The organism is Marinomonas sp. SBI8L (genome assembly GCF_001624705.1).
In the GTDB taxonomy this organism is placed as follows: domain Bacteria; phylum Pseudomonadota; class Gammaproteobacteria; order Pseudomonadales; family Marinomonadaceae; genus Marinomonas.
In genome coordinates this window covers 26824-52905 of record NZ_JSEO01000023.1, presented here as the reverse complement: position 1 = coordinate 52905, position 26082 = coordinate 26824, and the positions used below count along the sequence as shown (strand labels likewise).

The following is a 26082-nucleotide window of genomic DNA, read 5'->3' as shown; positions in this document are numbered from 1 at the left end:
AAACATTCTTTGCTAAATCAATGGCAATCGTATTAATCTTATTCATGTGGACGCTCCTTAGTATTAACTGTTGTTAGCACATACAGTTTGGCGCATTATGACGCCGGTGCTACTTTGGAGCGTCCATACCATCACCCACTCTAATTTGTTAATCGTTAGCTATACGGGAAAATATGGTTAATCCATCGAATTTCAGAGACAAAATCATTACTGAAATCTCAATTAAATATGCTTGGGATGGTTTATTACATTCAGCAATGATAACAGTGATTGATCAAAATGGTCTCGAACAAAATTTTAAGTTAGATGGTTTAACTGAGTTCAATATATATGAAGACTTTGGTAGTAAGCATATTTCTCATGTTAAAATGATGAATATTGGTGAACAAACTTATCTTTCACTAGATCCGTTTGATGAGTTAAATAAAATTGCTGATTTTGATAAAGACAATATCTGCTTCCAATTTACAAGTATTGAAATTTGTTAATATTTTAAAATGGCTGTCTCGATTTAAATTCTTAGCTAGGCGTTAGGATTCTTATGCACCCAGTAGCGAAAAAATACTTTGATTTAACTCTTGATGATCAAAAGCTTGTCCAAGTTGAACTGTGCATAAAGGTATACAGGTTGTGGTTAGATTACGTCAGTGAAAATGGAATTTGTGAATATCAAGAATCTGTAGCAGGCACAATTCAGACTATTGATTACTCTCTACCTAAAGATGCAATTGAGGCTGTTAAAAACGGAATAGATACCTTAAATGTTGCGGAGCGCAATCAAGAGCCAGCCGCAGCACTACAAGATAATGATTTAGCATTTACTGATGATATGGAAATGGCTTATTACTCTATTTATAACCTCTATCAATATCATATCGCACATAAACTTGATGTTAGCTGGGTAATCGTCAATCAAGCCTTATCGGCTTATGGGAAGAAAGATACTGTTGCTATCTTTGGGCAGGCAATTGAAAATGTAGCCTAACAGGTTAAGGTAGTCGGACTGCCTCAAGGAGAATTACAAAATATGTCATTGGAAAAGCTCATTGAGAAACTATTAGAAGAATTAAAAGTTTCAAATCAACCAATTGCGTATGATGAATTAACAAAGTTAAACAACACTTATATAGATGGTAGTTTGTCTTTAAAAATAATTTCACTAGAGGCATTGAGTGATTGGTGTCACACTAAGGCCTTAGGTGATTTAAAAGTATCAAACTATACCGTTGGTGAGTGGGAAAATTTACTAACGTTGATAAAGGTTAAATGTAAAAAAGCTAGTAACAAAATAAAGAAATCAAAAAGTTCTATTGATATATATATGGACGCTCCCGTGCAGTCAAGGCAATAGTTACCCAAACCACTTTTTAATTCTGAATATTAAGTGTTTGTGTCATTTTCTTATTAACTGCTTTTGACCTTTGCCAATACCACAAACTCGATGAAGGGCCGTACTAGACATATATTCGGCTTGTTATGAAAACGCTTTTTGTTGGTTTTCTGACCTTGATGAGATCAGCACTTAACTGCCTTTATCTCCCACTTGGTTTCAAGAACCTTATCTCGACCAAGAAATTAAAACAGACACCCATTCCAATTTGATGGGGAAATGTTACCAGCAATAAAATCTTATATATTAGTTTTAAATTTAAACCTGAAATGTATCACTTAGGAAAAACAACCAGACTATGGATTATCAGACTTTTCAGCCCCACCCGGATTTAGCATCGCTCATCAGTTGTTATTGGACTTTGGAAGTCCCTAAAACGGAAGAGACGCAACGACAGCGAATCATTCCTGATGGCACAATTGAAATGGCTTTTATACTTGGTGATGATATAAAACGCTATACATCAGAAGATGATTTCATTATTCAGCCTCGCGCTATGGTTCTGGGCCAAACGATTGACCCTTTTTATATTGAACCCACTGGTTACGTTAATACCTTTGCCATTCGTTTTTACCCTTATGGTTTTGCTAACTTTGTGACTGCGCCTATCAGGACATTGGCAGATAAAGAGACGCCAATAAATACCTTATTTGAAGAAGATATCGCAGATCAACTTGAGCAAGACATCATTCAAGCTACTGGTACAAAACAGCGGATCGAGATAATTGAATCATTTTTTCTGAAGAAACTCAGTGATCAGGTGAGAGTTAACAGTATCGTTAAAACAACGGTAGAAACACTTTTGGCAACCAAGGGAGGCACTTCCATTAGTGAAATTCTTAAAGAAGATTTATCTAAAAGAAGACAGCTTGAAAGAATGTTCGTAAAGCAAATTGGCGCGAGCCCGAAGCAATTAGGCAAATTGATTCGCTTACAAAGTGCTTTAAAGATGCTGCTTAACGAAGAAGGGGAGAGTCTTACTCATATTGCATATCAACATGACTACTACGACCAAGCGCATTTTATCAAAGACTTTAAGGCCTTCACTGGTGTCGCGCCAAAAGACTTTTTAGGAAATGAAAATATGGCTCTCTCTTCCGCTTTTTATAAGTAATTTAAATCTGTCGCATTTTTACAATTCTGTTTCCCTCCATAAGTTTAGTTTTGTTTATACATTTTAATTAGTCGCTGCGAGGCCATATGAGAAATGTAATCACTAGACTTAGCCTGACCTTAGCAATGTGTATATTTAGCTATTCTGCTTTTAGTGCAGATGATGCTGAAATGGAAAGGCAAAAGAGCGGAACAAACATTAATAAAAGTGAAGCAGATATGAATACTTATATTTCAATTTTCGAAATTCCAGCAACAGATATTTCACGAGCAATTGAATTCTATCAAGCCATTTTAGACATGAATATTGAGAAAGTGGAAATGCCAGGAATGGAAATGGGCATACTCCCCTATGAAGAGCAAGCGGTTACTGGTGTCATCTTGAAGGAAGAAGGTTTACGACCTTCGACAGATGGTGTGACAATATATCTCAATGGTGGCGAAAACCTTCAAACCATTCTTGATAGAGTTGAAAAGAATAGCGGTAAAATTCTCATTCCCAAAACAGCCCATGCGGATGATATGGGGTATTTCGCTATTTTCCTTGATTCAGAGGGTAATAAAATGGGCTTGCACTCACCAAATTAAGTGTAGAGAAAGCGAATAGCTAATGAAAAGATCTGTTGGTTAGATCAGACAGGGTTAGGTTTGTTAATTTTCATAAGACATATATGGACGTACTCATGCGATTCATATATGTCTTAATTAAAATACTTTTTGAGCTTCTTACAGAGGGTTATTGGAAGGGAGCTATATCCTTGTGAGCTTGAGCTAATGTGATACTATTGTGATACATATTTTGAATTTTTATAGGCTTTATTATGAAAGTTGAACTTGTAACAACACTTAAACGGCAAGCGACTAAAATTCTAGCTGACTTACATGAATCAAAAGAACCTGTATTAATTACTGAGCATGGTCAACCATCTGCTTACTTAGTTGATGTGGAAGATTATGAGTTTATGCAACAAAGAATGGCAATTCTTGAAGGTGTTGCACGAGGTGAGCAAGCAATTAAAAATGGTGAAACCTTATCAAATCAAGAAGCAAAAGAGAAAATGAGTAAATGGCTGAAGTAATATGGACATCACCAGCCCTTGATGACTTAAATGAGATAGCGGAATACATTGCTTTAAGTAATTTCCCTGCTGCGAAGAAGTTAACTCAAAAAATATTTGATAAAATATCTAGATTAGAAAATCATCCAGAATCAGGTAAAAAACCACTGGAACTAGCGAACTTAAATTACCGTGAAGTTAATGTTAATCCTTGTCGTATATTCTATAAAGTGAATAGTGACAAAGTTTATATTCTTCATGTTATGCGCCAAGAACGTGATTTACGTAGATTTCTATTAAAAAGTTAAACACGGCTAAGTAAGCTTTCATAAGACTGTATTTTTATTTCCCTTCTTATTATGTAGCAGCAATCTATAACAGTCTGCGAATTACCACCCATAACACTCATCTAGCCGCTCCCTCATCATGCCCACTAACGATTTCGTTTATCTCTATCGATAGCAATTAATAACAAGGCAAGCATAATCGCGCCATAGATTGGCCATTGGATTAGCTCGATACGTTCACCCAGTATTAGGCCAAGACAAAAAACCAATGTGGGTTCTATATAAGTCAGTAATCCGAACAGGCTGAGCGGGAGTTTTTGTGAGGCGAATAAAAATAAAAGCATGGGTAAAGTGCCTATTAGCCCTAACCCTAGGAAATAAGCCCAAGACCAAAGCTCAATGTGTGGCCATTCATTGAAAGGGTGTAAATAGACCATGGCAAGCAGTGCGATTGGCAATATAAAGAGATTGTCTAAGGTAAATACTATGTCGCTGGCGATTGAGAAACGTCGGCGATTCATAAAGTACAATGGATAGCCTAATGCAATGACTAATACAATCCACGAGATACCATCAGCAATCACATAGGCATAAATTACACCAGAAGCTGCAATCATGCATGCAAGCCATTGTGCTCGGGTTAATTGTTCACCATACACAAAATAGCCAACGGCAACCAAGGTCAGAGGGAGTGCAAAATAACCTAACGCCACAGAAAGTATTTCACCTTGTAATGGCGCCCAGACAAAAATCCAAAACTGTGGTGCAATCAAACAGGCAGAAAGAAAAAAGCTCGGCCACAACCGCCACTGCTTTAATTGTTCCCATAATTTAGAGATTCGCCCAACCAGGGCTAATCCCAATAACATAATGACAGAGCTCCACAAAACTCTTTGACCCGTTAACCAATGGCCCGCTTCAGAAGCGGTTCCTGTTAGGCTCGGTTGAAACTGTACATAAAGGGGCAGCATGGCAAATAAACAAGACGCGATTATCGATGCCAATACGCCTTTCTTACGTGCTGAAAAATGTACGGTTTTATTCTTAAACATGGAGAAAGTCATAAGTTATCAAATTAAACTGATTAGATAATGAGAGTTCGGGCGTGGATGATATCATGACATTAGCGCATGTTAGGTAAAGATCGTGAATAACACGATAAAAACTAAAGTGTATTTTGTTCAGCTAGAGTGTCTGTGAACCAGTTAGGTTGTTGCTATTAAATTAAGTAGCAGAATTGAGCAGTGGTTTGATACTAATATAGAAAATGGAAATGCCATTTGGATTGAAGTGTTTATCAGATTCTCTCCTACAGCTAGTATTTAATCTGCATAACCATACAAGGAGTTAAGTGTGACTATTAATCTAAAAAGTGTTGGTGGTGTTGCTATTCAAGAAAGGCATAAAGGCTCGTGTCATTGTGGCTCTGTCGAGTTTGAACTTGATTTGCCCGATGGCCTTTTTGATATAAGGCGTTGTGATTGTTCTTTGTGTCGAAAGCGAGGAGCTGTTGCGGCATCAATTCCTTTATCTGGTATTCATATCATTAAAGGGCAAGAACTTCTAACCTTGTATCAGTTTAATACCAAGACAGCTAAGCATTATTTCTGTGCTAACTGCGGTATTTATACTCATCATCAGAGACGATCAAACCCAGCTCAATATGGTTTTAATGTCGCTTGCTTGGAAGGCATAAACCCATTGATGATCGATGATATCCCAACCTATGATGGGGTGAATCATCCTGCTGATAGGCTCTGATAAAATCATTACAAATATGGCTGGTGCTTTCTAGCTAATTAGCGGATGCTGACTCGCTTTCAAAGTCAGCAAACTCAGGCTAGTATTTACTTTGTAGTGCTTTCACTTCCCATCACTTGATCTAACAAGGCCATGGACTCTGTGAAGTAGGGGTTGTAGGTTAGGCGGGCATGGTTTTTGTTATCTTCTCTGTGCCCCCATGCTGAAAACCACACATCATCCCCGTTCATACATGCAGCTTCTTGCTCTTCTGTCTGACCATTGCTGCAAATACGGCTTTGTCCTTGAACGCCATAATTTGGGTTGTTAGGGGCAAAAAGTAAGCCCATGTGCGAACCGTTTGAAATACGCTGTTCAGGTAATCTCATCGATAAAGTGGTGGACCTTGGCTCTGCTAATGCTTGTTCTCCTTGCCAGATTAAGCGGCTATTCGGATTATTAAATTGTTGTGTGAAAACATCGATAGCAAATTGAGTATCTATGACTCTATCGCCTTCACTCATTAACATGAAAACGGGCTTCTCATATTTGGTGTCTTCTAGCTGGTCTCTCACTTCGACAGAAGTTTCGTAATAGACAGCGGCTGCGCTCATGGGCAGTGAATTATACCTAAGTGGGTTATCTTCTGGGTCTTGATCGGCCCAGGTAACAAAGTAGCTAGCAAGCCCTGCATATTTTACCGAAGACGAGTTTGGTTGGAATGCAGGAGAAAAAAGCAGTACGCCATTAATCGACTCATCTTGGATGGCAAGATCGGTCACTAGGTTTGCCCCCGTGGAGTAGCCACCTACCCAGATAGAATCAACATTCGTTTTTAATAGCCTTGCGTGATGATCAACAATACCTTGCCAATCTTCCAGCGAAGGAAGCTGTAAGTCCCCAACTTTACTGGCGTGACCAGAGAGCAAAACAGTACGTACGAGGTAGCCTTTCTTCGCTAAATGCTCGGCAACGTTAATAAAAGAGTAGGGCGTATCTCCCAAGCCGTGCACAAGCAGTACACCTTGGCCATTAGGGTGCTGTGGTTTGTATTCTCTGGGTAAAACGTCGAGTAATTCAGACTCTTTATCCTGAGTCATAAACACCCGGTTTGTTTCTAACCACTGCTTAGTATCTGCTACATAGTCAGAAAAACTTGTTTGATCATACTTAGGTAGCGTTTTAGCCGCTTGAAATGCAGGGTCTTGAGGTTGAGTAGAACAGGCAATTAAAGCGGTTGAGGCAAGTGCGATAGCACCGAAGGTTAAGGTGTTTGTTCTACTCATAATCTGTACTTCAATTTAAGGTTTTAGCTTAAGAAACCAAGTTTTAAGATGAACTCATTATCCTCAAATAACGGGCTGGCGATCAAGTCTGACAAGCCAGCATTTGGTGTAACTATTAAGCAAATGTGTAACAGTCTTGATATCTTTATAACGTGTCTTTAAGTCGTTAGTCTTTTGAGCGCTTAGTCTTTGGAGTGTTTAACCTAAAGACATGACCAGTCTTCAATCCAATATTTTTTATGTTGTTCACAAGCTTGCTCAATGAGTAATTGTGATTGAGTAGATCTGACTCTTGGTGGATTTACCGCGCCTGTAAACACGTCTTCGCTATGGCAAATTAAGCTTTTACCAGCAATGTCGTTTAATTCACTACCGCTACAAGCATAGACGACTTGCTTGATGCCAGACCAATAAATGGCACCAGCACACATGGCACAGGGCTCTGTTGAGGTATAGAGTACAGCCTCTTTACGCTGGCTCTCGCTTAAGTTTTGACACGCTTGGCTAACAAGGTTCATCTCAGCATGGCGAGTCGCATCGTGACAAGTATTAACTGTGTTCTCAGCCTTTAATACTTGTTTATTATCTATTACCAATAAGGCGCCAAAAGGGTGGTTGCCTGCATCGACTGAAGCTTGAGATAGGTTTAGTGTTTGCTTAAGCCAATGGTTATCTTGCTCTGCTTGATTCATATTTTTACCTTTTTCAATGTGTGCCTGTTTAGCTTCTATTTAGCCATTCTTTTCTTTCTCTTCTGGGAGCCTCGTTTCTTAAGGAGGAATGGTCTGAGAGAAGGCGACATTCTATTTTATGAAAAGCTTATTAAGAACTATAATGATTGGTAAAATGCGTTCTAAAAATTAGCACGCTTCAGCTTTGGTAAGGAGTTAATTATTACAGCATTTTCAAAAGAGCTGATTTCATTTATCGAAATAGCGAACGAAGGGTCTGTGCGAAAAGCTGCCAATAAGTTGAATATTTCTGCGTCTGCTTTAAGCCGACAAATGCGTATTTTAGAGGAAGACTATGGCTCTAAATTAATTATTCGTTTACCTCGGGGTATCGAGGTGACTGAGTCTGGTCGCGAGTTGCTGAACAAGGCTGAATTTTGGCGCAAGCAAGATAAACACTTACGACTTGAAATGCAGCGCATTAATAAAGAAAGTCTAGTGGTGTTAAAACTCGGAATTATGGAATGTTTAAGCCAAACCTTACCTCAAGAAATTGAGCAAGGGTTGGACCACATTTTTGGACAATATAGATTGGATATTAAAGTCGGAAACACTCATGCCTTATTAGCACAATTGGAGTCGGGTGAGTTAGATGTCATTATTGCGTTTAATGTACAAGATAATCGCCAAGTTCGTCTTTTTAGCCATGTTGATTGCCCAATTGGCCTTATTTATCCACCAAGTTTAAATCTTGCAGAGTCAAATCTAGTTTCAAATACCCCGGTTCCTTTGGCTGAATGCTTACAATGGCCGCTTTGTTTAGCCGATGATGAGTTGTCTTTTCAACCCAGAATTTACGCCGAAATCATGCGACAGAAAAAGGCCCATACTTTGTGTGCCACCAGTAACTCGGTAAATGTATTAAAACAGTGGGTGATAGCAGGTCGTGGGGTGACTTTTTTAACTCAGTTTGATGTGGCAAAAGAGCTTGCTAATAACGAATTATGCTTTCATCCATTAAAAGAAAAACGCTTAAGCGAAAAGCTCTGTTTGTGTCTCTCAACAAATACGCCAATGAACCAACAGATGAGGGCGATACTGGTACAGCTTGATAAGATCATTCAAGGGGATTGAGCTTTTACAGAGGGCAAATTTACATAGTGTTATTAACGCCATTGAGCATTAATTTCATCTAAATAACCATTAACGTCGTCTTTTTTTCTTCGGCTCCGTCTTATTAGGTATTCAACCTTTAACAATAAACGGAGACCCTATGAGTCAGTTCGATAATACTTTAAGTCGTGGCGACAATACTTTTATCAAAACTAAGCCTGAGATGCTTAATAACTTTTATGGTACGACGGATATTTTCCCTTATTGGGTTGCTGATATAGATTTTCAGGTAGCTCAACCCATCACTCAAGAGCTTGACCGATTAGTTAAGCGTGGTGTATTTGCCTATGAGTTTAACGAAGAGGGGATCTTTAGTGCTATTAGTCATTGGTATTCAACACGTCATCATATTGAATTATCAGAGAAAAACTTTGTACAAGTACCAGTTGTACTTTCTGGTATCGCGCTCTTGCTCCGACAGTTCACTCAAGCGGGTGATGCTGTCTTAATCCATACACCTGCCTACCATCAGTTTGCTAATTTAATTAATAAAGCAGATCGTAGGCTGGTTAAAAGCGAGCTTATTATTGATGATGTAAATGAACTGAGTGATGTAGATGGTAACGGCTACCAAATTGACTTTGAGCAGTTCGAGCGCCAAATCCAAGCTGAAAATGTTAAAGCCATAATCTTTTGCAATCCTCATAATCCAACAGGGCGAGTCTGGTCTCAGGCTGAACTTGAGCTGCTAGTAGCAATTGCGGCAAGGCATCAGGTTTTGATTATCAGTGATGAAATACATTCAGACATTATATTTTTTGATAGCAAATTCATCAGTTTAGCCAGCTTTGATTATGAGAATATTATTACCCTGATTGGCTCACCCGCTAAAACTTTTGGCATGCACAGTATTTCAAATGGGTATGTATATACGAATAACCAATCACTCCTTAGCACAATTAAGCATGAAGTCAGTGGTATGTATCTCGATCACGGTAATGCCTTTACAAGTTTTGCTACGATAGCAGCTTATGAAAAGGGTGCTGCTTGGTTAGATGAAATGTTGGCTTATCTAGAAGAAACGCAGGTTTGGATACAAGACTTTATAGCGGACAATATTCCCCAAATACGGGTCTTTAAACCTGAGGGCACTTATCAAGTTTGGTTTGATTTCTCAGGGCTTGGTCTAGATGAAGAAACACTGAAATCTTTAGTCTTCAAACAAGCCAAAATGGGTTTAACCCCAGGGATTTGGTTTGGTGCTAAGAGCCCGCAGTATATGCGTATGAACATAGCAACCTCTCGCTTTAACATAGTTAAATCGTTTGAACTTCTTAAATCTGCTGTCGCCGCAATGGGTACATTTGAGCCGGCTAAAAAAGAAGCGAAAGAAGATAATATTTCTGGCTGTTGTTAACTAGTGAATTATTTATTGGCAACTTAAAGGTTCTCGTTACTAAAGAGGTTGCTTTTAAGTTGCCGTTTTTATCTTGCTACTTCCTTACAGAATGCCTGTTAACGTCTATTATCTGGTGAAAGAGTGACGCTAATAAAGCAGATTATAAGGATGAAAAAATGGTATTTAGCAAAGCAGAAATTAAAGACTTAAATGAGATTGAAAGGTTACTGCAAGAGTCTGATTTACCCTATGAAGATTGTCAAAAACATCTTTCAAACTTCATTGTTTGTCGGGAAGATAACAAGATTATTGCAGTGGGTGGTACTGAGATTTATGGGCGTGTGGCATTAATTCGCTCGATAGTGGTACAGCAAGAATATAGGGGAAAGGATCTAGGGAACCTGCGAATAAGTCCTCCCGCCTCAGCGTGAGGATAAAAGCCGCTAGATATATGGCGAGGAGCGTAACTTAATAGTTATTCTATTGATAAGGTCCTCAACATAGATATAGGGCTTTTAGACCACGCCCTTCGGGTCTTTCAGAAAAAAGTATCATCCTGTGTTGTCACTTCTCGAAAGGTACCTACATTACGTCAAAGTAACGCCTTGTGTGATACTTTTTCTGAAAAGACTGAGAAGAGGTGACTTAATCGCAGGTTCCCTAGCTAGAGCTATTGTTCTACATCTTCAAGCTAGTGCACATCAGCAAGGTGTTTCCAGCTTATATCTACTTACTAATAGCGCAGAAAACTACTTTAAAGTTTTGGGTTTCTCGCCAGTAATAAGAAACGAAGTGCCTTTGGCTATTCAAAATACCGATCAGTTTTCGTCACTTTGTCCTGACACAGCGACCGTGATGGCGCTGAATTTAAGTTGACGTTAAAACCGCGAAATAGTTATCGTAAAAACGAATTAGGCATAAAATGAATTTGATATTTGCAATCACATTGCTAATCAATACGGATGTAGGTAGCTGTGGTGTTTCTTCAATAGATGGTTCTATTGAATATGGACGCTTCTTCGATCTCTCTTTTCGTGAGACGGGAATGAGAGAGAATGAACTCTCAACAGCAGAGTCCATTAGTTTAACCAAAGATGAAAAAACAGAAGTGTGGGCTTGTTTGCTTGAATCTTCTAGAAAGAAGTATTGTGGCGCAGTCGCCTTACTAAGCGGATGCTATAAGCATGGCTTTCAGCAAGGTGCTTTACAATGCTCGAAAGATATCGAGAAGCACAAAGAGTATATGGCTTTAAGAAAGGAAGTCTGTCCAAACTAAAGGCTTTCTCTCCAATACTGATGCTTTGTTTGAGCTTCTTTCATGCTTCTTGTATAAAATGCTTTTATCTAACAAACAGTTGTAAAAAAGCACTTATAAGACGTGCTTGTTCTCAGTAATTGGATCATTTTCAAGGAAACCTCATTGAGTACTAACAAGCTTCTAAAGGCGTATAACCAGTATGAAAGAATTGAGCTTACCTTAGCGGGTTGTCAAAAGTTGGAGACTCCTGATCTAGTGAAGTTTGTTTCAGCTTATGATTTAGGAAGCTGCATCTCTTACTCTGATATTCAGGTCGAAGCATTAGAGGAAAGAATAAAAGCTGAAATCAAGTTTTATCAGCAACTTAATGTACCCTTTAAATGGCACACTCTCAGTACGGACGCACCTAGTTCATTGGGTGAAAACCTTATTCGACAAGGTTTTGTAGCGGAAGAGAGTACCGCTTTGATGGTGTTGAACCTTGATGATGTAACGCTCAATGATACGAGTGAGCATATGGAAAAGCCTGAAGATATTTGTATTGAGGTTTATGATAAAAAAGGCATTAAAGATGCTATTTCAGTTCAAAAGAAGGTTTGGGGTGGCGACTGTATTGCTCAAGAGTCCCATTTGTTGCGACTTAAGCAAGAGTCGCCAGAACAAATACGTATTTATGTGATTTATCAGGATAATCAGCCCGTTTCATCTGCCTGGTTAATATGCCATCCTGACAGCCCTTTTGGCAGTATTTGGGCTGGTAATACTTTGGCAAAGTATCGAGGTAGAGGTTTCTACTCAGCTTTACTCTCTAAACGTATTCAGGATGCTAAAGCCCAAGGGCTTAAGTATTTGAGTATTCATGCCTCTAAAATGAGCCAGCCAATTGTCGCTAAACATGGGTTTGAGTGTATCGCTCGCTCTATTAGCTATGCTTATTCCCATCAAGCTTAGGCTTTATTCATAGAATCAATTCAAGAGTGTCATTTTAGACGCTTCATAGTGCTTTCATAAGGTAAATTATTCTTCTGAATGACGTGATGAATCATCAATTCTTTATAATCTGACATTGATGAAATTTCTTTTTTAAAAGTGAGCTTAATTAGCTTAAATCCATATGAGTCTAATCGTTAGATAAACTGGCACTCTACGCTTATATAGTGCGCTCAATGTTGGGTTTCATTAATATAACTAATTGATTTAAATTGCTTTAATAATAAAGGATCTATTATGCTCAAAAAGCTTTCTGTTTTTATTTTGCTAGCTTACAGCCAAGCTTCAATGGCTGATAATCAGGTAACAATCGAAACTTTTGCAGACCAGCGTTGCGTTACAACCAACAGTTTGCCAGACCATCCAGCAGGCCCTTTTAGAAATGGTACTCAAGTAAAAGCACTAACGCTGATACTTTGCATAACAACGCACCCGGTAAAAGGCAAATGGCCTAAAAAACTCAAGGGAGCTATGGGCGTTGCGCTTAATGGGATTCAGTTTAAACCTAATACATCTGGCTTTTTCGACCCGAATAGCCCTCGTGGCCATGGCCGTAATGGTGATAAGAATTGGAGCTTTGATTTAGCGGGGGCGCCGAAACAAAGAGGGCTAGATGCTAATAATGCTCATGTTGGGAAGCTTGGCTCATATCATTACCATAATTTACCAACGGCTTTAGTTAAGGCGCAGCAAGAGCATCAATCTAGTTAGATTGGTTATGCCGCTGATGGATTCGAAATTCATTATGTGGGTGATAATGTGCAATCTGGCTATGAGTTAAAGCAAGGCCAGCGTCCAACTAAAATACCAAGTGGGGATTTTGATGGTACTTATAATGAAAATTATGAATTTAACACAGCACTTGGCTTAGATGAGTGTAATATGGGGCAACTTGAAGGTAAGTCGGTTTACTTTCTAACAAATAGCTATCCCTTTATTCCTCGTTGTTTATGGGGGGAAGCAAGTGACGATTTTGTCCGAAAATCAGAGCGTGGTAATCGAGTAGGGCATAAACCGAGATTTCAGCGACAAGGTTAAAAACAATTTATCACGGATGATTAGATGACAGAACTTGAGTTATTAAATAAAGAGCTTAATGCCTGTGCCAGTATTCATCAGCCACATGGGTTAAAAGCCTTTTTGGCAGCACAGAATGTAGCTGAGTTTTTTCGAACGTCTTCCGCTCTTTCTCAGGAAAAAAAATCCACTATTACACAGAAAGGGCGAGAAAAAAGACTTAAACAAGAGCCTATTGAAAAACCAGATATTTGGCAGCGGACATCAGACTTAATTGCAGAAAGTGAAATACAAGTAAAAGGTCAGTTTGCTTCTCTAGTGAGTGCGCCTGAATTCTCAGAATTTCGTATTTTTAAAGTACTGGATCTAGGTATTTATCCAGCCGCTTATCAGGCGATGTCACAATGGTATCAGAGTAAAGGTTTTGCCGTTATCTTTGCTCATTACCTATCAGTGGCCGCAAGCCATAATGAATACTTGTCTCACAATGTGACCATTTTACTTGCATTTAACCGACTTTACCCACAACTTGATGCTACTCAGATCGAACCCTTTTTGGATAGGTTTACGGAATTTGTAACATCAAGTTTCGCTGGTAAACGCCAAAAAATAGGTTCAGTAAAACAAGAAATTGAGCTGGAAGCTGAAAGGCCCATTGCTTTTAAAGTCTTGATAAATGCGTGTTTAGAACAGCCTAGCTTTTTTGGCCATAACCTGATCACACTGGCTTGGATCATGCGATCTAAAGCTGAGTTTAATGAACCTCAGCTGGTGGGATTGACCAAAAACCTTTATCAGCAAGCAACTAACCCGTTAGATGACCCAGAAGATGAATTAGATAAGGGGCTCTTTGCTATGAGCCAAAGTAGCGAAAGCCAAGAAGTCTTTGAACTAAGCCTTAAGCATCTGGTTTTTAAGCAATGTCATAATTTGCATCAGGTGACTCTTGCTGATGCATTGGCTTTTTTGTATCTCAGTTTTCCTCAAGAAAAAGCGGGTATTAGCCTCATCTCTGACTACTATGTGCGAGTGTTCGCATCTATAGAAAACTAAGTATCAATGGTATATGAATGCCTATATAGTTAACTAATTGAATAGAATAATGAACTTTCACTGGTTAAATAGGTATTTATGACAACGAATATTCTTACCACAGAGCGTCTTTTTTTAAGATCTGTCACGGAGTCAGATTTTGAACTTCTCTTTCAAATGGCTTTTTCTGACCCAGATGTAATGCAACATGCTTTTGAAGCTAAGGTACTTTCTCGTGAAGAAGCCATGGCTTTCTTCTTAAAAAATTTTGATTTAGAAGCATCGGGTAAAAAAGCAGGGGTCATAATCGAAAAAAGTACGGGCGTTACTATTGGCTTTGGTGGATTGATTGCAAGTTCTGTCTTTGGCGAAGAGGATTACGAAATAGGGTTTGTATTTGCTAAAGATTCTTGGGGTAAAGGCTATGCAACTGAGATAGGCAAGGCGCAAATCTCATATGGATTAGACACGCTTAGCCATGACCGAATGTTAGCCTTTGTTGCACCTAAAAATTTAGCCTCTGTATCAGTGCTAAAAAAGATAGGCATGTCTCATTTCAAAACGATCGAGACACAGACGCGTGGCCCTCGAGAAGTTTATGCAGCTTTTGCGACAAACTCGCTCCGGGCAGATGCCGAGGTATGCTTATTAAATCAGTTTTGTATCAAATCAGCTGTTGAGTTTGCTTTAGTACGGACTTTCAAAAAATAACTATCGACAATCTCTTGATAGCGGCCATTGTCTTTAAGTTGTTTTAAAACTCTATCAAACTCTTTAATTAATAGTGTGTGGTCTTTCTTTTTTGAAAAGGCAATATAACTTGGTGTTACTTGAATGGGAGGAGAGAGTAGACTGAGTGACTCGTTAAAGCCTAATTTTGCGATATCATTTTTTGCACCAAATTCATTACTTACCCAGATATGAATACGTTTAGCCTCTAGCATTTTGGCGCAAGATCCTGAACTCATTGTTCTCTGAACCTGTTTAAATTCACGGTTCTCAATGGCTTCATCTATGAGAGGGCCATAACTCACCTTGTTTACAATACATAGCCGATAAGATGAATAATCTGGCGATGTTTGAGCCACTTTACTTAATGAATTGGCATAATCACTATGAACAACAAGTCTTATTTTTTGGTCAAATAATACTCCTTGGTTGTAGTCTAAAAAAACTTCTCTCTCCTTGGTCTTAAACGCCGTAAAAATGGCATCTGCTCTTCCTTTTTTAGCATAAGCTATCGCTCTCGCCCAAGGTAAAACCTCTATGCTAATAGGCTGATTTATTGACTGAAATACCTCTTCTATGAGAGTTACTGCAATGCCTGTGACTTGATTATCAACTACCTCGATATAGGGAGGGTACTCTAAAGAAACAAGCTTTAATGTGGTGGAAGCAAAGTTGGGTAAGCTGGTTGTACCTAAAAGAAAAATAAATAAGAGATGTTTTATCATGAGTTTTTCGTCATATGTATGTTCATGATTAAGTGTAGACTAGCGCCGTTTTTTTATTCCAAAATTACAAAGATCACTGCTTTAACTAGCTTCATTGCTAAGCTTTTATGCTTTATCAGTTAGACACTTTTATGCTTTATCAGTTAGACACTTTTATGTTTAAAAGACCTTGAACTCCAATTCAATATTCTTCTTCTATACTGAAGGCGCACTCAATTGTTATTAGGTGTAAGCGTTTTATGTTGTGCTTAGTACGCCTTTTTAAGCTCGGCATAAATACGTCTTTAAACGGAAGATTAATTGAATTTTTTCAAGGATGTCATTATGAGCCCGCTTGCAGATACTCCAGTAAAAACACTAAAACCACAAACACCTTCAAAGCCTTTGAAACTCAAAGAAAGGCAAATCAAGCTGAATCCCATTTCTTACCACTCTCAAGTAGAAAGTGTTCTTAACGATGTCGATTGTATAGAGATTGGCACAACCAATGTCTGTAACCGTAAGTGTGTTTCTTGCCCTGTAGGAACGAGTGACATTGCGGATAAGCTAACGGCAAGTAGTGTGACTGATAGCCACTTTTCTCGCATACTGTCTAATCTTTCCATCTTTAAGCATAAAGCCTTTTCTTTGAGCCTACATGAATACAATGAGCCTTTAAAAGATAGAAGCATACTGGACAAATATCGCCTTGCTGGAAGGGCTTTTCCTAAGGCGAAACTTACCTTATTTACCAATGGAGATATGATACATAGCCAGAAAAAAGGCTTTTATTCTCTTGAGCAGTTCTACGGGGTAGGGATTCGGCATATTCGCATTTCTATTTATGATGCAAACCCAGATAAATCAAAGGTGTTTGATCGTTTAGGTATAGAGAGATGTGCTTTTAAGCGCTATCAGAATAGAATTAAGAATCGTCTTGAGTTCTCCCATTACACTGAGTACCAAGGGGAAGAAGTACTAGTGCGGGTACTTTTCTTATCAACTCAAAAATTGAGTAATCGAGGGGGGATTATCGCCTCAGATAAACAAGTAAGCAGACAAGGAATTTGTTCCTTACCAAGACGCACTTTATCCATAGATTATAAGGGTAATTTGAAGATGTGTTGCAATGTACATCATATGGAAGAAGGAGCAGACACCTGGATGCACGGTTCCCTTTTAGATACGCCAATCAGTGATATTTTAATGAGTGATAGTTACGCCAATATGCGAAACAAAACTGCCATTGGTGATTACGCTCAGTTAGAAAAATGTCAGGTGTGCGACTTTTACCAAAAAAGCTCAGATCGCCTTGTGGGTGCGCTTTCTAATAAGTTTGGCAAAGTGCAGATTGAAGAGGAGCAAGCAGAGACTCAGCTGATAGAAAGAGAAGCTTATCTGGCTTCTCGTTTCTTAGAGGTTTAGTGTGCCACTGGTTTATTAAGCTTAACTTCATTTTCAGGTTGTTCAGTTAAAAGCCTTATTCATTTACCCAGCTTAGGCTGGGTAAATGATGATTACCTGCGAATCTGCATTAGCGACAAAGTGAATACTAGCATCACGAACAAGTGTTCTTGCTTGAATGGTTTGGCCATTGATTACGCCGCCTCCTTTACTAAGAAATACCATGGCATTTCCCGTTTGCTCCAAGCTTTGACCCGCTTCAAGGTTGGCAACATCGATAGCAGTTCGGCTATAAAAGCGCTCTTTTTGTGATTTATCGCCACCATATATTTGCACTCTTTTACCTATCACAGGTTCAAACACTTGATAGCCTGCTGGTTCACCTGCTTCATCAGGTAGAACCCAGAGTTGAATCATATGGTTAGGAGTAGTGTCAGGGTTTATCTCATCATGACGAAAACCTTCGGCTCCCGCTCTTTGTACCTGCGACATGCCTGCACTTAAACTCTGACCATGTTCTAGTGAACCCGCGTGACTAATGTTGCCATCGACCATAACAGAAATAACGTCTATTTCTTTATGGCCATGCATGCCTGTTGTGCCATTAGGTTGAAAGTTAGCATCAGCAAGGTAAACAAAGTTCTCCAAACCATTGAACGCGGCAGGGTGCTTACGTGCCCCAAATACTTTTTGATCGGTAACAAATTGGCGCTCTAATAAGCCTGCAAAGTCACCTTGAGGTAAATCATCGTACTTTAGAGTTTGCATATTGATCTTCCCATACGGTTAAATGTTTAAATCGATAAGCAAACTATAGTTGTTGTTAATTGCTGGATATATATCGTTACTTAGAACATATTGTTGCTTTATTGATAACTAATATGCTGAAAGAAGATAGCGCCGCTAAGAGAGGGATAAACTATGCCAAGCGTGGTGATTGAGGTGAGAAAAAATCATGGTCAAGCTTTAGAAAGTGAGATTATAAAAGTGGTTTATCAGGCTATGGAATCAGCTTTTAATATCTCGCCTTCTGATAGCACCATACGTTTAATTGTACACGAACCTCATAGATATCAGCCTGACCCTGATTTAGACCAAGGTGAGCTACATACGCATATCAGCATAGATACCTTTGTTGGCCGCAGTATTGAAATGAAGCGGGAACTTTATCAAAACATAGTGACTAATTTAGACGTGCTTGGCATTCCCAAAAATCATGTCGAAATACTGCTACGTGAAGTACAGTATGAAAATTGGGGCATAAGAGGCGGGCAAGCTGCCTGTGACCTTATTTAATCATCAAGCTCAATAATAGAGTTGTTAGGCAATACTTAATAAAACTGTTTGTTTGATGTTACTACTTCACAAAAAGCCACCCTAAATCATTTATTTAGCGTGGCTTTTTTATTCTATTAATTCAGCTTTGAAGCAAGCTAATTGATCTTTTTCGTTTCAATATATGTCATATTTTTTATTTTTTGGATGCTTTTATGATTAATCGCATTGAGTTGTCAGGTTTTCTGTTTTGAGTTTCTAAAAATCTAAAAAAGAAATGAACTTTAATGCAAAATCCCATTCAGTTTTAAGTACGGCAGAAAAGCTTGCGATACAAAACTTTATTAAACTTTTGCTTAGAAGAAGAATTGAAAAGTAATTTTTTTAAACTAAAAGCAACCAAATCACATAGTGACTGTCATAAAAGAAAGCGAAAATATGGCAAATTGATACTTAACTTTGACTTTATAGGCACCGGCCTGACAAACCTTAAAGAAAACTGATTTTTTTTATTCCATTAAGATTTTATGTGAGTAAAAAAGTGTATTTTCTGTGAATTTGGACTCGGCTGCCTAATTTGTTATGTATCTTTATGTTAAAATGTTTTCATATAATCCAAAATAAATTAGGTGAGTCATGGAAAAAATATTTTCATATGGCACGTTACAAAAGGATTCAGTACAAGTTGCCACCTTTGGTAGAGAGTTAATCGGAACAAAAGATAAGCTCGTTGGCTATTTGCTAACAAACTCTACCGAAGCTAGGTTACAGCAGGCAAGTTTGACCTATACAGGTGATGAAACAGATGTTGTTGAAGGCATGTTGTTTGAAGTTTCTCCTTCAGAGTTGTGTAAGGCGGATGATTATTCGGTTGTTGATGACTGTATCCGTGTTAAAGAAGACGTGATATCTGGCCAAAGAGCTTGGGTCTATGTTTGGGCTGATACGGATGTTTTCTTAGTTTAGCCTTCTTGGCTAACGCTCTTAGTCTTATTTCACCCCTGATCAAGTGTGTCAGGGGAGTGGAGGTAAATTTTTACTTTATTTACCCTGCTTAATTTCTCTTAAGTATTTAAACACAGTCGCACGCCCCATATTGAGCACACTGGCAACATAGTTTTGCGTGCTTTTCCCCTCGAATGCACCTTCATCATACAGGGCTTCTACTAAGGCTCGTTTATGTTTATGGCTTAGACTATTCATATTTAATCTATTCTCGTTCAACCAGTGATGAATAAAGGAATTGATTCTCTCTTGCCAATCATCGTGAAAAAGCTTATCTGGTTGGGGTACTAATTGAGCGCCAGACAAAAAAGTATCCAATAAGGTTTTCGCTGCTTCAAAGCTGGCAATATTCATATTGATACATAGCATGCCGATTTGCTGATTATCATCATCTCTTAAAACTATGCTGGTGGAACGGATATTTACGCCATCCCAATTGAGCTTTTCATAAGGCCCAATGACATTCTCGCTTTCATCAAACTCGACTTCGTCTAACGCTGCGTCATCTCCAAGATTTCGTTTGGAAATATTATTGGCGATATAAACCACAGTTTGTGTACGTAAATCATGGATAACGACTTCTACATAACCAGAAAAAAGAAGCACTATGCCATCTGCAAGGTTGCCGTATCGTTGAATTAGAATGTTGTCACTGTCTTGATTTTTAATCATAAAAACTCTTTTTTAAATTACCTCACAATCATACCGACTGTCGCTTTCTAGTGTAAAGCCTTCTCATCTTAAGCAATTGTTATTGCTTGTCTTCTTCATTGTTTAACCAGGTACTTCCTGTAGCGCTTATTAATCAATTTTTAAGATTCTCTTGTTCAAGAAAGTATGCAGATTTTCCAAAACTCAAACCCGTTAACGCTAATCAATCTTGAGATAGTTAGAAAAACAGGATTGACGAAGAATACCTAAAAGTCTACAGTGGACTTTATTGTATATCAAATAGCTTTTTACATATGGGTTAAGAGGTCTTTTATGTCAGCAAGTCTTTCTGCGTTTAATCATGATGTTGCCCCGGTTTTTTTAACGGAAACAGAACTAAAACCTTATTTAAATAGGCTTGATGTTGCGGCATGTTTGCGTGATTTATTTTTAGCGCTTGCACAAGATAAGGCAGTACAACCCGCGCAATCTTTAACACTTTTGCCGGAAGATAAAGGGGATTTCATCACCTATCAAGGGGCTGTTGCAGGTGCGGATGTATTTGGAGCCAAGTTGTCGCCATATCTTGTCACCTCAGATAAGCCAATCATTACCGCTTGGACAACGCTTATGTCATCACGCACTGGCAAGCCTTTGTTATGTTGTGACTCAGGCTTACTGACCTTAGAACGTACTGCTGGTACCACCGCTTTGGCTGTTGATCAACTTGCAAAAGCAGAATCAAAACATCTAGCCATTATTGGCTGCGGCAGTGTTGCCCAAGCCCATTTAAAACATGTCTTAAATTTAAGAGAGTGGCAGAGCATTTCGGTTTACTCACCAAGTTTAGGGGAGGATGCTTCTCTTCAAGACAAACTAATGACGATAGACAAAAGAGTCCAGATAAGTTCAACGAGTAGCGCGTGCATACAAGGTGCTGATGTGATTATGCTTTGCACCTCATCAGGAACCCCTGTAATTGAGATGCAAGACCTGACAAAACAAGATGTGCTGATCACTTCTATTAGTACCAATGTGGCTAATGCTCATGAGATTGCGCCAAGTGCATTAAGCCAGATGGATGTCTATTGTGATTATAAAGCCACCACACCAGCCAGTGCCGGTGAAATGAAACTAGCGAGTGAGCAAGCTAATTGGACAAGTGCAGAGGTAAAGGGGGATCTTGCTGACTTGGTTAACCAAGATATTGAAAAGCCTAGCTATCAAAAGCCTGTTTTCTTTAGGTCGATTGGCCTAGGGCTCGAAGACATCGCTATGGCGTATGGTATCTGGACCCAATTAGAAAGCAGCCAAGTTTAATTAATTTTTAACCTAAAAATCACAATAACAAACACGTATTACCTTAGGTAAAGAGGACAGTAGATGAAAATCAGAGAGTTTGGCGTCGAAATATGGATGAATGAGTACGAAAATAACTGTGACTATAACCTAGCAGAAACCTGTGTTGAGTCCCTAACATTAGACCAACTAGTGACCATGGCAGGCAAAAAAGACAGTTTTGCCGATGATATGTTAGCCATGAAACTTACTTATGGCGCTATCGAAGGTTCTGATCGACTTAGGGATCACATTGCGTCTTTATATGCTAAGCAGTCACGTCAAAACACCATAGTGACTCATGGTGCGATTGGTGCGAATGCATTGATACACGAAACACTCGTTAGCCCAGGTGACAGAATCATCTCTGTATTACCCACTTACCAGCAGCATTATTCTATTCCTGAAAGCTATGGGGCGGATGTTCAAATTCTAAAACTGCGTGAAGACAATGCGTTTTTACCAGACCTAGAAGAACTAAAGAGCTTGGTGAATGAGAACACCAAGTTAATCGTACTGAATAACCCCAACAACCCAACTGGTTCCTTAATGGATGCGGACTTTCTAACGAAAATCGTTGAAATCGCCCGTACTTGCGGCGCTTATGTTTTGTGTGACGAGGTATACCGCGGGATAGACCAAGAAGGCGAGGGCACAACCGCGTCTATAGCCGATCTTTATGAAAAAGGCATCAGCACTAGCAGTATGTCAAAGGCTTTCTCTCTCGCTGGATTACGCTTGGGTTGGATAGTAGCACCAGAAGAAGTGATACATCAGGTGGCAATTCACCGTGATTACAACACCATCAGTGTTGGCATGATTAACGACTATCTTGCTTGCATGGCGCTTGAGAATCGCGACGCCATTCTTAACAGAAGTAAGCAAATGACACGCGAGAACCTAGCCCTTCTAGATGCTTGGGTTCAAGAGGAAGATAAGGTGAGTTACATCAAGCCAAAGTCTGGTACGACTACCTTGCTCAAGTTTGATACCGACATGAACTCTAGAGATTTTTGTGTCTCCCTACTAAAAGCCAAAGGCGTTATGTTTACCCCTGGCAGTGCTATGGATATGGAAGGTTATGTCCGTATTGGTTTTGCTAATAATCCTGATGTGATGAAAGTGGGCTTAAAGCTGGTTAGTGACTTTTTGAAAGGCATCTAACTAAAGTCATAAATCACGGCTATTTCTCACAACTATTTATTTTAATTAATAACTACTAATAAAAGATACTGAGCCTAACCTGCTGTGGGGCGGGTTTCGCTCGGTCAAAATCAACCAAAACGATAGGATAAAACCATGAAAATAACTAAAACACTCATGCTTGCTTTGTCAGTTTCTATCGCCTCTCTTGGCAGCGTGGCACAGGCGGCAGATAAAATTACCATAGCAACAGAAGGGGCATGGGCACCTTTTAATTTTATTGATGCGAATGGTGAGCCACAAGGATTTGATGTGGATATCGCCAAAGCCCTATGTATCAAAATGAACAAAGAGTGTGACATAGTCACATTAGACTTTGATGGTCTGATTCCTGGCTTAAAAGTGAAAAAATACGATGCTATCTCAGCCAGTATCTCAATAACTGAAGAGCGTATGAAGCAAGTAGACTTCACTTATCCTATCTATTCTGGTGGTCTGCGTTTTATGGCGGCAAAAAACAAAGACTTTGATACCGCAAGAAGTGCCCTTAAAGGCAAAACCATTGGTGCACAAAGGTCGACCATCGCCGCTAAATACTTAGAAGATTATTTGTCTGATGTGGTTGATATCAAGCTTTACGGCAATAACGATAATGTTTATTTAGACTTACAAGCAGGGCGTTTAGATGGTGCTTTGTCTGATGAGTTACCGACCTATGACTGGTTAAAATCAGAAGGTGGGCAAGACTTTGAGTTTAAAGGTGAAGCCTTTGCTAAAGATGACAAGATCGCCATCGTTGTTCGTAAAGGTAATGATGAACTGAGAGAAGGTTTCAACAAGGCTATCGAGCAAATTGTTGAAGATGGCACTTACGCCAAGATCAACGCCAAGTACTTTCCATTTTCAATTTACTAGGTTGAAGCTTTAAGCTGAAGCCATAACTTGGTGCTGTCAGTTTAAAGAGTAAGGTTTTTTAAGTTTAATGATTTTATCCCAGCCTAGGCTGGGATTTTTTTATTTGGGAATGAGTTAAAAATAAGTACGCGTCGTCGTTGTGTTAAATTTTTAAATAATTAGAATCAATTAGTTATAAGAAGAATGTAAAAATAGCCTTCCATGACAAGCAAAGCAGGAAATGAAATATCGTGCAGGTAGGTTTAGCTAGAAAGACATTAACAGGTGAAAAGTACTTACCTTTTTAATTAAATACAGAGTTTGTGCACTTGTAAGTAAGACTTAAAAGGGAATTTTAAAATATGAAGGTAAAAATAATATCTAGTATAGCCGTTTCAATCTTGTTGACTGTTTGCAACATTTCGGCACAAGCTAACGTTACCAATTATGAATCTAAGGGGAATCTAGAATCCCCAAATCCAGCTGGATGTATTAAGGTAAATGAACTTACTAATCAACAGAATCCAGTTGATATATTTACAGGTATAAATACTTGCTTGGTCAATCATGATTACAAGAATGCTGCGGAGTTATATTTTGCAGGTATGTCTTATGGCCTTTTTGATGCTAAGCGTGTTTCCGATAACACTGCGCACCAAGCAATTCTTGTTTTCGTATGAACGTGTTTTCATCTCAACAACAAGATGTGATGGAAAAGCTGCAAGCAGAGCTTAATAGAATCATCTCTGATAATAATGAGGTTTGCAGGAGCCTTATTAATTTAGGGGCGCCAGTCTATTATCCGAATTATATGGTTCAACATGGTATTAGAGCATTTACGGATCAAGGTAAGACAAGCGGTCTGATTGAACACTTTGACTCAGATTCTGCTTGGAAAGAGGTTTTATCTGCTAGTGTAAAGTGCGCTCAGTAAAGAGGGCGGTAACCCTGCTTATTATGTTATGCAGAAAACTAATCGCTTCACTTAGCTGAAAGCACCTAACAAACTGCACTATATAAATGTAATGGAGTCATCATTGAAGCTCGTCCAAAAGATTTTCATATTTTTATTCTTAACCTCATCTCTTGCTAACGCTGATAATTTTCCAGAGTCTTATTTTGAGAAAGAGCTAAAAAAGATCAATCAAACCGTCTCTATAGATTTAAAGGATATTAAACCGGGTGAGATACTAGAGGTAAATGCATTAGGCAGAGTAGTTCTTATATATAGGCGAACAGCTAAGGATCTAAATTACCTTTTTAACAATTATGGCGGTGATGTTGTTGACCCGCTTAATAAAAATTGGAAAAAAGCAGTAAACTTTCGTCCATCAACTTTAGACTCGGTTTGGAACAAAGTGTTATCGGATACGCAAGAACAATATGAGTTGAAGCAAGATAGATCTCTGTTGAGAGACTACATGATCGTTTTGGGTCATTCTCCTTTCTCTAGTTGTGCTATTTATACAAGACCTAAACCAACGCATAAGCATGCTGTTTTTTATGATATATGTAAGAGAACAGAGTATGACGCATCAGGGAGGGTGTTAAAGAATACAGGTTACAGTGAATTAGATACTTTCAATCTTCACATCCCACCTTACAAAGTGATTGATTATACGAAGATAGAACTAGGGCTTAAAACTGCAAGTAAGCATGACCAAAGTGAGCAGAATGATAAAATTGATTACTCTGGTTTAACACCTCAAGAAAAATTATGGTTGGCTGCTCAAAATAATGATTTTGAGATAATCAAGAAGTCGATTCAACAAGGGGCCAATCCAAGTAAAATAGAATATAGAGGGAATGCGCTTGATTATGCCATAACAGGTAGTAGTTATGAGGTTGTTACTTATTTACTTGGTAAAGGTGCAAAACAAACCCCTGTAACCAAAGACATGATAGAAATTGTTGGAAGATATGAGATCTATCAATTATTAAAATTACCAAAAAATAACTAAAGTTAGTTTTTTTAATGTTGGGGTCGTGCTAAATCTATAGGATTCATATGAAACTCTTACTTTTGGCTTTAATGCTTTGTTCCTCACTATCTAGTGCTAGTGATCTTGAAGACGTTAAGAATGCACAAGGTATCTCAGAATATCTAAGGTTTGACGAACAGGTTGAAGTTAAAAAGCTAGGAGTGCTTAAAAATAAGTATATTGCCTATAACTATACTTCAATTTGGGGGCAAGCTAAGCGGGCAAGTATTAGACTCATCATTCTGAATAAACACTATCAAATGTTAGGTATGTACGATATTACAGAATGGGCAACATCAATTGAAGAAAGCTGTGTTGTGTTTCCGTTTGATACTGAAATAGGAAATAAGATATGCCTAATCGACAATAATTTGCCAAGGACAATATGGCTAGATGGTTTAAATTCAGAATTATTTAAATAATATTTGAGCAGCCTAAGCAATTTGATACTGTTAATAACTTGAACAATCTTAACCTAGTTGGAAATGAGCCTTGGTTATGAACTCATGTGAGGGCAGTTAAAAAAAACGGATCTATCAAAGTACCAAGTTTCAAATAAAGCCTCAGATTTATCTGGAAATTTTACCTTATGAAGTCCCTAGT

General features: G+C 38.6%; 31 protein-coding genes and 1 pseudogene. 26 read left to right on the top strand and 6 right to left on the bottom strand.

The window, feature by feature from the left end; genetic code table 11:
- Positions 1-173: 173 nt before the first annotated feature.
- The 7 genes from OA91_RS23375 (at position 174) to OA91_RS23345 (ending at position 3869) form a co-directional block, all read left to right on the top strand.
- On the top strand, positions 174-488 hold the full coding sequence (locus tag OA91_RS23375; protein ID WP_063336907.1) for a hypothetical protein: 315 nt from the start codon (positions 174-176) through the stop codon (positions 486-488).
- Positions 489-541: 53 nt separating this feature from the next.
- The gene (locus OA91_RS23370; RefSeq protein WP_063336908.1) at positions 542-985 is read left to right on the top strand and encodes a hypothetical protein; all 444 of its coding nucleotides are present in this window, start codon (positions 542-544) and stop codon (positions 983-985) included.
- A gap of 42 nt (positions 986-1027) precedes the next feature.
- Positions 1028-1351, top strand: a complete 324-nt coding sequence (locus OA91_RS23365) for a hypothetical protein (protein ID WP_063336909.1) — start codon at positions 1028-1030, stop codon at positions 1349-1351.
- Between the two features lie 337 nt (positions 1352-1688).
- The gene (locus tag OA91_RS23360) at positions 1689-2504 is read left to right on the top strand and encodes an AraC family transcriptional regulator (RefSeq protein WP_063336910.1); all 816 of its coding nucleotides are present in this window, start codon (positions 1689-1691) and stop codon (positions 2502-2504) included.
- Between the two features lie 86 nt (positions 2505-2590).
- On the top strand, positions 2591-3091 hold the full coding sequence (locus tag OA91_RS23355; RefSeq protein WP_231870449.1) for a VOC family protein: 501 nt from the start codon (positions 2591-2593) through the stop codon (positions 3089-3091).
- A 233-nt stretch (positions 3092-3324) separates the two neighbouring features.
- Entirely contained in the window at positions 3325-3582 is a 258-nt protein-coding gene (locus tag OA91_RS23350; RefSeq protein WP_063336911.1) for a type II toxin-antitoxin system Phd/YefM family antitoxin, read from the top strand.
- Positions 3570-3869 (top strand): type II toxin-antitoxin system RelE/ParE family toxin, encoded by a 300-nt coding sequence (locus tag OA91_RS23345; RefSeq protein WP_063336912.1) that lies wholly within the window; start codon positions 3570-3572, stop codon positions 3867-3869. The genes OA91_RS23350 and OA91_RS23345 overlap by 13 nt, the downstream gene beginning before the upstream one ends.
- Before the next feature lie 125 nt (positions 3870-3994).
- Here the strand turns inward: OA91_RS23345 and rarD are convergent, their stop codons facing one another.
- On the bottom strand, positions 3995-4900 hold the full coding sequence (gene rarD / locus OA91_RS23340; protein ID WP_157197010.1) for an EamA family transporter RarD: 906 nt from the start codon (positions 4898-4900) through the stop codon (positions 3995-3997).
- Positions 4901-5201: 301 nt separating this feature from the next.
- Between rarD and OA91_RS23335 the strand changes: the two genes are divergently transcribed.
- Entirely contained in the window at positions 5202-5609 is a 408-nt protein-coding gene (locus OA91_RS23335; RefSeq protein ID WP_063336913.1) for a GFA family protein, read from the top strand.
- Between the two features lie 86 nt (positions 5610-5695).
- Here the strand turns inward: OA91_RS23335 and OA91_RS23330 are convergent, their stop codons facing one another.
- A complete protein-coding gene (locus OA91_RS23330; protein ID WP_063336914.1) occupies positions 5696-6874 on the bottom strand; it encodes an alpha/beta hydrolase in 1179 nt (392 codons plus the stop codon).
- Positions 6875-7077: 203 nt separating this feature from the next.
- Positions 7078-7566 (bottom strand): nucleoside deaminase, encoded by a 489-nt coding sequence (locus tag OA91_RS23325; RefSeq protein WP_063336915.1) that lies wholly within the window; start codon positions 7564-7566, stop codon positions 7078-7080.
- Positions 7567-7764: 198 nt separating this feature from the next.
- Between OA91_RS23325 and OA91_RS23320 the strand changes: the two genes are divergently transcribed.
- The 8 genes and pseudogenes from OA91_RS23320 to OA91_RS23275 all read left to right on the top strand — a co-directional run bounded on the left by OA91_RS23320 (position 7765) and on the right by OA91_RS23275 (position 15065).
- Positions 7765-8679, top strand: a complete 915-nt coding sequence (locus OA91_RS23320) for a LysR family transcriptional regulator (RefSeq protein ID WP_331709785.1) — start codon at positions 7765-7767, stop codon at positions 8677-8679.
- A gap of 139 nt (positions 8680-8818) precedes the next feature.
- On the top strand, positions 8819-10075 hold the full coding sequence (locus OA91_RS23315; RefSeq protein ID WP_063336917.1) for a MalY/PatB family protein: 1257 nt from the start codon (positions 8819-8821) through the stop codon (positions 10073-10075).
- A gap of 158 nt (positions 10076-10233) precedes the next feature.
- Entirely contained in the window at positions 10234-10488 is a 255-nt protein-coding gene (locus OA91_RS23310) for a GNAT family N-acetyltransferase (protein ID WP_063336918.1), read from the top strand.
- 491 nt (positions 10489-10979) lie between these two features.
- Positions 10980-11333 carry a hypothetical protein gene (locus OA91_RS23300; protein ID WP_063336920.1) on the top strand — a complete coding sequence of 118 codons (354 nt, stop codon included), beginning with the start codon at positions 10980-10982 and terminating at the stop codon, positions 11331-11333.
- Between the two features lie 144 nt (positions 11334-11477).
- Complete coding sequence (locus tag OA91_RS23295) at positions 11478-12266, top strand: GNAT family N-acetyltransferase (protein WP_063336921.1); 789 nt, start codon at positions 11478-11480, stop codon at positions 12264-12266.
- A 276-nt stretch (positions 12267-12542) separates the two neighbouring features.
- Positions 12543-13343 (top strand): annotated as a pseudogene (locus OA91_RS24650) (YHYH protein).
- Positions 13344-13367: 24 nt separating this feature from the next.
- A complete protein-coding gene (locus OA91_RS23280) occupies positions 13368-14375 on the top strand; it encodes a hypothetical protein (RefSeq protein ID WP_063336924.1) in 1008 nt (335 codons plus the stop codon).
- A gap of 78 nt (positions 14376-14453) precedes the next feature.
- Positions 14454-15065: a GNAT family N-acetyltransferase gene (locus tag OA91_RS23275; protein WP_063336925.1), complete on the top strand. Its 612-nt coding sequence runs from the start codon at positions 14454-14456 to the stop codon at positions 15063-15065.
- On the opposite strand, the gene OA91_RS23270 is transcribed toward OA91_RS23275, so the two are convergent.
- The gene (locus tag OA91_RS23270) at positions 15008-15808 is read right to left on the bottom strand and encodes a substrate-binding periplasmic protein (RefSeq protein ID WP_063336926.1); all 801 of its coding nucleotides are present in this window, start codon (positions 15806-15808) and stop codon (positions 15008-15010) included. The genes OA91_RS23275 and OA91_RS23270 overlap by 58 nt on opposite strands.
- A 324-nt stretch (positions 15809-16132) precedes the next feature.
- Here OA91_RS23270 and OA91_RS23265 point away from each other — a divergent pair, with 324 nt between their 5' ends.
- Complete coding sequence (locus OA91_RS23265; protein ID WP_063336927.1) at positions 16133-17212, top strand: SPASM domain-containing protein; 1080 nt, start codon at positions 16133-16135, stop codon at positions 17210-17212.
- A gap of 72 nt (positions 17213-17284) precedes the next feature.
- Here OA91_RS23265 and OA91_RS23260 read toward each other — a convergent pair whose 3' ends face one another.
- On the bottom strand, positions 17285-17959 hold the full coding sequence (locus OA91_RS23260; protein ID WP_063336928.1) for a pirin family protein: 675 nt from the start codon (positions 17957-17959) through the stop codon (positions 17285-17287).
- Between the two features lie 153 nt (positions 17960-18112).
- Between OA91_RS23260 and OA91_RS23255 the strand changes: the two genes are divergently transcribed.
- Both OA91_RS23255 and OA91_RS23250 read left to right on the top strand, forming a co-directional pair.
- A complete protein-coding gene (locus OA91_RS23255; protein ID WP_063336929.1) occupies positions 18113-18487 on the top strand; it encodes a tautomerase family protein in 375 nt (124 codons plus the stop codon).
- Positions 18488-19102: 615 nt separating this feature from the next.
- On the top strand, positions 19103-19432 hold the full coding sequence (locus OA91_RS23250) for a gamma-glutamylcyclotransferase family protein (protein ID WP_063336930.1): 330 nt from the start codon (positions 19103-19105) through the stop codon (positions 19430-19432).
- 75 nt (positions 19433-19507) lie between these two features.
- On the opposite strand, the gene OA91_RS23245 is transcribed toward OA91_RS23250, so the two are convergent.
- Positions 19508-20143 (bottom strand): helix-turn-helix transcriptional regulator, encoded by a 636-nt coding sequence (locus OA91_RS23245; protein ID WP_063336931.1) that lies wholly within the window; start codon positions 20141-20143, stop codon positions 19508-19510.
- A 312-nt stretch (positions 20144-20455) separates the two neighbouring features.
- On the opposite strand from OA91_RS23245, the gene OA91_RS23240 reads away from it, so the two are divergent.
- From OA91_RS23240 to OA91_RS23215, 7 genes are all read left to right on the top strand, one after another.
- Positions 20456-21442 carry an ornithine cyclodeaminase family protein gene (locus OA91_RS23240; protein ID WP_063336932.1) on the top strand — a complete coding sequence of 329 codons (987 nt, stop codon included), beginning with the start codon at positions 20456-20458 and terminating at the stop codon, positions 21440-21442.
- Between the two features lie 63 nt (positions 21443-21505).
- The gene (locus OA91_RS23235) at positions 21506-22624 is read left to right on the top strand and encodes an aminotransferase (protein WP_063336933.1); all 1119 of its coding nucleotides are present in this window, start codon (positions 21506-21508) and stop codon (positions 22622-22624) included.
- 135 nt (positions 22625-22759) lie between these two features.
- A complete protein-coding gene (locus tag OA91_RS23230; protein WP_063336934.1) occupies positions 22760-23518 on the top strand; it encodes a transporter substrate-binding domain-containing protein in 759 nt (252 codons plus the stop codon).
- 341 nt (positions 23519-23859) lie between these two features.
- On the top strand, positions 23860-24177 hold the full coding sequence (locus tag OA91_RS24485; RefSeq protein WP_082828098.1) for a hypothetical protein: 318 nt from the start codon (positions 23860-23862) through the stop codon (positions 24175-24177).
- Complete coding sequence (locus OA91_RS24480; protein ID WP_082828097.1) at positions 24174-24431, top strand: hypothetical protein; 258 nt, start codon at positions 24174-24176, stop codon at positions 24429-24431. The genes OA91_RS24485 and OA91_RS24480 overlap by 4 nt, the downstream gene beginning before the upstream one ends.
- Positions 24432-24534: 103 nt before the next feature.
- Positions 24535-25458: a hypothetical protein gene (locus tag OA91_RS23220; RefSeq protein ID WP_063336935.1), complete on the top strand. Its 924-nt coding sequence runs from the start codon at positions 24535-24537 to the stop codon at positions 25456-25458.
- Positions 25459-25505: 47 nt separating this feature from the next.
- On the top strand, positions 25506-25901 hold the full coding sequence (locus OA91_RS23215) for a hypothetical protein (protein WP_063336936.1): 396 nt from the start codon (positions 25506-25508) through the stop codon (positions 25899-25901).
- The last annotated feature ends 181 nt before the right edge of the window (positions 25902-26082 follow it).